General features: G+C 69.9%; 1 protein-coding gene and 1 pseudogene. Both read right to left on the bottom strand.

All coding sequences use genetic code 11. From position 1 onward, the window contains the following. On the bottom strand, positions 1 to 4,939 hold a 4,939-nt coding region (locus tag ACH4TL_RS45680; RefSeq protein ID WP_398425540.1), incomplete at its 3' end, for a type I polyketide synthase. A gap of 262 nt (positions 4,940 to 5,201) precedes the next feature. Then, positions 5,202 to 6,539: pseudogene (locus ACH4TL_RS45685) on the bottom strand (type I polyketide synthase); the annotation flags it as partial.

A 6,539-nucleotide genomic window follows, 5' to 3' on the forward strand; every position in this document is an offset into this window, starting at 1 on the left:
CCAACACCACCGCCACCTCACCACACACCACATCCACCAGAACCCGCCCCTGCTCCGCACGCGACAACCCCGACAACCGACCGGCCAGGGAGTCGTGCTGCGTCGTGGCGGCGGTGGACTGGGCGGTCCGTCGTGGCTGGCGGACCAGCCCGCGCAGGATGGACGGGAGTCGGCCGGCCTGGGCCTGTGCCGTCAGGGCGGCGAAGTCGAACTTCACCGGCACCAGCACCGAGTCGTCCGTGCTCAGGCCGATGTCGAAGAGCGCCATGCCCTCGTCGGAGGAGAGCGGCTGCACCCCGCCACGCCCCATCCGGGCCTGGTCGGATTCGCTCATCGCCTCGATCATGCCGCCGGACTGCGCCCAGAGCCCCCACCCCAGGGACACCGTGGGCAGCCCCTGCGCCCGACGCCACTGCGCGAACGCGTCCAGGAAGGCGTTCGCCGCCGAGTAGTTGCCCTGCCCCGGACCGCCGACCACTCCGGCCGCGGAGGAGAACACCACAAACGCCGAAAGGTCCAGGTCACGCGTCAGCTCGTGCAGCATCAGCGCCGCGTCGACCTTCGGCCGGAACACCGCACCCAGCCGCTCCGGCGTCAGGCTCGCGATCACACCGTCATCGAGCACACCCGCCGTGTGCACCACACCCGTCAGCGGCGCATCCGCCGGGATGCCCGCAAGAAGCTTCTTCGCCGCTCGACGCTTCGATACGTCACACGCCACGACGGTGACATCCGCGCCGAGCTGCTCCAGGTCGGCCGTCAGCTCTTCGGCGCCTTGGGCCTCCGGGCCCCGGCGACTCACCAACAGCAGTTTGCGCACGCCGTGTTGGGTGATGAGACGGCGGGCCACCAGACCGCCCAGCGTCCCGGTGCCGCCCGTGATCAGCACCGTGCCGTCGGGGTCCAGGCGCGGAGTGGGGTCGGCCTCGGCGGACGTACGTACCAGCCGAGGGATCCACACCACCCCGCCGCGCACCGCCACCTGCGGTTCTTCCGCCGCGAGCACGCCCGCCATCGCGCTGCGCGAGTCGTGGTGCTCGTCCACGTCCATCAACACGATGCGGCCCGGGTTCTCCGCCTGCGCCGAGCGCACCAGTCCCCACACCGCGGCACCGGCCGGGTCGGTCACCTCGGCATCGCCGGACACGCCGACCGCGCCCCGGGTGGCCACCACCAACCGGCTGGCCTCCAGCTCCGGAGCGGCCAGGAACGCCTGGATGATGCCCAGCACCCTGCCCGCCAGGCCCCGTGCGCGCTCAGCGGTCACGACGCCGTCGATCGCGTCGACGACCAGCACCTCCGGTAGCGCCGCACCGGAGCTGACCAGCTCCTCGACGTCCCAGGACATCGACACCGGGCGGGGAGCGACGGCACTCGCCGCGGCGTCGACCGGCAGCTCCGCCCACTGGAGGCGGAACAAGGAGTCCGCCCCGGCCGCCTGTCCGGCCGCCTGCATCTGGTCCGCGGCGACGGCGCGCAGCACCAGCGACTCGACCGATGCCACCGGGGCGCCGTCGCGGTCGGCGATCTCCAGCGCGACGGATTCCGGGCCGGTCGGTGTCATGCGCACCCGCAGCGCCGACGCGCCGACCGCGTGCAGGGCCAGGCCACTCCACGCAAACGGAAGAATGACCTTCCCGGCCTCGGCCTTCCGCTCGGTGAAGGCACCACAGTGCAGCACCGAGTCGAGCAGGGCCGGATGCAGCCCGAACCCGGCCGCCGCCTCAGCCTCGTCCTCGGGCAGAGCGACCTCGGCGAAGATGGTCCCGTCCAGGGTCCAGAGGGCCTTGAGCCCCTGGAACAGCGGCCCGTAGGCGTACCCCGCCTCCCGCTGCCCCTGGTAGAAACCCTCCAGCTCGACGGCTTCCGCGCCCTGCGGGGGCCAGACATCGAAGGAGCGGGCGGGGGCCGGTACCTCGCTCGCGAGCTGGCCGCTGGCGTGGCGAGTCCACGGTGTCTCGGACACCGCGTCGTCGGGCCGCGAGTACACCGCGACCGAACGCACGCCATCAGCCTGCGCGCCTCCCACCGAGACCTGCACGCGCACGGCACCCGAGTCCGGCACCACCAACGGCGCCTCGATCACCAACTCCCGCAGCGATCCGGCGCCGACCTCATCCCCAGCACGGATCGCCAGCTCGACCAGACAGGTGCCGGGCAGCATAACCACGTCCGATACGACGTGATCGGCCAGCCAGGGCTGCGTTGTCAGGGAGAGCCGACCGGTGCACAGCACACCACCGGTGTCCGGTACGGCCACCACCGTGCTGAGCAAGGGGTGCTCGGCGGCCAATGCTCCATCGGCCGCCGGGACGCCGGACGTCAGCCAGAAGCGCTGCCGCTGGAAGGCGTACGTCGGCAGGTCGACGCGACGCGCGCCCATCCCCGCGAACACCTGCTCCCAGTCAACCGCAACCCCGCGGACGTGCAGTCGTCCTACGGCGGTGACCAGCGCGCGGCGTTCATCGGCCACATCGGGACGCAGGGTCGGCACGCCGTCCTGCCCCACCATCGCGGTCAGAACACCGTCCGGGCCCAGCTCCAGGAATGTGGCCACTCCTTGCTTCCGCAGGGCCTCCACACCGTCGGCGAAGCGGACCGTGCCACGCACGTGCTCGACCCAGTACTCCGGCGAGCACAGGCGCGCAGGCTCGGCCACCTCACCGGTCAGGTTCGACACCACCGGCAGCTGTGGCTGGGCATAGGACAGACCAGCCGCGACCTGACGGAAGTCATCCAACATCCCGTCCATCAGCGGCGAGTGGAAGGCATGCGACACCCGCAACTTCTTGGTCCGGCGCCCCTCAAACCGTCCGGCCACCGCCATGACCGCACCCTCGACGCCGGACAGCACCAGCGACGTCGCACCGTTGATGGCCGCGATACTCACACCATCCGTCAGCAGCGGGGCGACCTCATCCTCGGTGGCCTCGACGGCCACCATCACACCGCCCGCCGGGAGCGCCTGCATCAGGCGGCCCCGAGCCACCACCAACGCCGCCGCATCCTCCAACGACCACACACCCGCCACATACGCGGCCACAACCTCACCGATCGAATGCCCCGCGACAAAGTCAGGCCGCACACCCCACGACTCCACCAGCCGGAACAGCGCCACCTCCACCGCGAACAAGGCAGGCTGCGCGAAACCCGTCTCGTCCAGCAGCTCGGACTCGCCGAAGACGACCTCCTTCAACGACCGGCCGAGCAGCCCATCCACGGCAGCGCACACCGCATCGAACGCCTCCGCGAACACCGGGTACGCCGCGTACAGCTCACGCCCCATACCGACCCGCTGCGACCCCTGACCGGTGAAGACCACACCCAACCGGCCAGTGACCACCTCCTCGCCGCGTACCGTGGCCAGGGCGTCCCGTACCGCATCGGCAGAGTCCGCCACCACCACCGCGCGGTGGTCAAAGTGCGCCCGCGACACCGCCAACGAGTAAGCGATGTCCGTCAAGCTCACGGCGCCGTCAGCCTCCAGATAGGCCGCCAGCCGCTCCGCCTGCGCGCCCGCCGCCTCCGCAGACTTCCCCGACAGAATCAGCGGCACCACAGCACCGGAAACAACCCGCTCAGCAACGTCTTCCTCGGGAGCGGCCTCCAGCACCACGTGCGCGTTCGTCCCGCTGATGCCGAACGAGGACACCGCCGCACGCCTCGGCCGATCCACCTCCGGCCACTCACGCGACTCCGTCAGCAGCTCCACCGCACCCGCCGACCAATCCACCTTCGGCGACGGCGCATCGACGTGCAGGGTCTTCGGCAGCACACCGTGCCGCATCGCCTCGACCATCTTGATGATCCCGGCCACACCCGCCGCAGCCTGCGCATGCCCGATGTTCGACTTCAACGACCCCAACCACAGCGGACGATCCGCCGCACGCTCCTGCCCGTACGTCGCCAGCAACGCCTGCGCCTCGATCGGGTCACCCAGCGACGTACCCGTACCGTGCGCCTCCACCACATCGATGTCCGCCCCGGTCAACCGGGCATTGGCGAGCGCCTGCCGGATCACCCGCTGCTGCGACGGACCATTCGGTGCCGTGATGCCGTTCGACGCACCGTCCTGATTCACCGCGCTCCCGCGCACCACCGCGAGCACCTGGTGACCGTTCGCCCGCGCATCCGACAACCGCTCCAGCAACAGCAGCCCGACACCCTCGGCCCACGCCGTCCCGTCCGCACCGGCCGCGAACGACTTGCACCGACCATCCGGAGCAAGACCACGCTGCCGCGAAAACTCAATGAAACTCCCCGGCGTCGCCATCACCGCGACACCACCGGCCAACGCCAGCGAACACTCACCCGACCGCAACGCCTGAACCGCCGAATGCAACGCCACCAACGACGACGAACACGCCGTATCCACCGTCACCGCCGGGCCTTCAAGGCCAAAGGCATAGGACACACGGCCCGAGACGAGACTTCCTGCCGCTGCCGCCGCTTCATAGTCGTGGTACATCAAGCCGGTGAATACGCCGGTTCGGCTGCCCTTCAGCCCGGTGGGGTCGATACCGGCCCGCTCCAGCACCTCCCACGACGCTTCCAGCAGCAGGCGCTGCTGCGGGTCCATCGCCAGCGCCTCACGCGGGCTGATTCCGAAGAACGCTGGGTCGAATTCGTCCGCGTCGTGCAGGAATCCGCCCTCCCGCACATACGACGTGTCCGGCTGGCCGGATGTGGGGTCGTAGACCTTGTCGATGTCCCAGCCACGGTTCACCGGAAACGAGGAGATGCCGTCGCCGCCGTCGGCCACCAACTGCCACAGCTGCTCGGGGGAAGCGACGCCGCCCGGCAGGCGGCAGGCCATCGAAACGATCGCGATGGGCTCGGCCGCGGCCGCCAAGGCCTGGTCTCGCTCTTCCTTGAGCTGCTCGTTCTCCATGAGCGAGGCGCGCAAGGCGGTGATGAGCTTTTCCTCGGACACAGACATTTCAGTTCCTCCGTAGCCCGCGACGGGGTCAGTTGTTGGTGGTGCCCATCGCCCGTTCGATGAGGCTGTCGACATCCATGTCTGCGATGAGATGCGATTGGCTCTCCCGCACCTGAGGTGCCGCCGTCCCGGAGTTCATCAGCTCCACCAGCTTTTCCAGCACCCCCAGATCCTGGAATCGCTGGAGCGGCACGGCCGCCAGCACACGGCGCAGCCCGGCCTCGTCCACTTCGGAAATGTCACGTATACCCGCCTCCGGCACCAATTCCGTGCGCAGGTGCTCGGCGAGAACCGCGGGTGAGGGATAGTCGAAGATCAGCGTGGCGGGCAGCCGAATTCCCGTCGTAGTGGCCAGGCGATTACGCAGCTCCACGGCGGTGAGCGAATCGAAGCCGAGTTCGCTGAATGCCTGTCCCGGCGCGATATTCGTCGCGTCGGCGTGCCCCAGCACCACGGCGATCTCTCCGCACACCAGCTCCAGCAGCAGTGTCGTCTGCTCCTCGACCGGCAGCGCCGTCAGTCGGTCCGCCAGGGACTCGCCCGTCACGGCAGCGCCACCCGCGGCACGGCGTGGCTGACGCACCAGCCCGCTCAACATGGGCGGCAGATGTCCGGCCCGGGCCTGTTCCGCCAAGCCGATGAAGTCCAGCTTCACCGGCACCAAAACCGGCTCCTCAGCTCGCAGACCGGCGTCGAACGCCGTCATGCCTTCTTCGGTGGACAGCGGCCGCACTCCGCCGCGGTTCATCCGGGCCTGGTCGGCCTGGTCGAGCGTGCCGGTCATGCCGCTGGTCTCACCCCACAGGCCCCATGCCAGCGACACCGCGGGCAGTCCTTGCGCCCGACGCCACTGCGCGAAGGAATCCAGGAAGGCGTTCGCCGCCGAGTAGTTGCCCTGGCCCGGACTGCCCAGCACGCCGGACGCGGAGGAGAACAACACGAACGCGTCCAGATCCAGATCCGCGGTCACCTCATGCAGCGCCCAGGCCGCGTCGACCTTCGGCCGGAACACCGCACCCAGCCGCTCCGGGGTCAGGCTCGCGATCACCCCGTCGTCCAGCACACCCGCCGTGTGCACCACACCCGTCAGCGGCGCATCCGCCGGGATGCCCGCAAGAAGCTCGCGCAGAGAGTCACGATCGGCCACGTCGCAGGCGACGATGGCGACCCGGGCGCCCAGGGCCTCCAACTCGGTCCGCAGTTCCTGCGCACCGTCCGCCGCCGGTCCTCGGCGGCTGGTCAGCACCAGGCTCCGCACACCGTGCGTCGAGACCACATGCCGCGCGATCGCTCCACCGAGCGTGCCGGTTCCCCCGGTGATCAACACGGTGCCTTCGGAGTCGAAGGCGGGCGACGATTCCTGCTGGGGAGAGGCCGGGGTCGCCACGAGCCGGGGCGTGTATGCGGTGCCTGCCCGTACGGCTATCTGGGGCTCGTCCGAGGCCAGGACGGTCGCGATCAGCTCATCGGACGGCTCGTCCTGATCCACATCCAGCAACACCACGCGACCGGGGTTCTCCACCTGCGCGGAACGCACCAACCCCCACACCGCCGCACCAGCCGGATCACTCACTTCGGCATCACCCGCCACACCCACCGC

The organism is Streptomyces sp. NPDC021115, assembly GCF_044333065.1.
Taxonomy (GTDB): domain Bacteria; phylum Actinomycetota; class Actinomycetes; order Streptomycetales; family Streptomycetaceae; genus Streptomyces.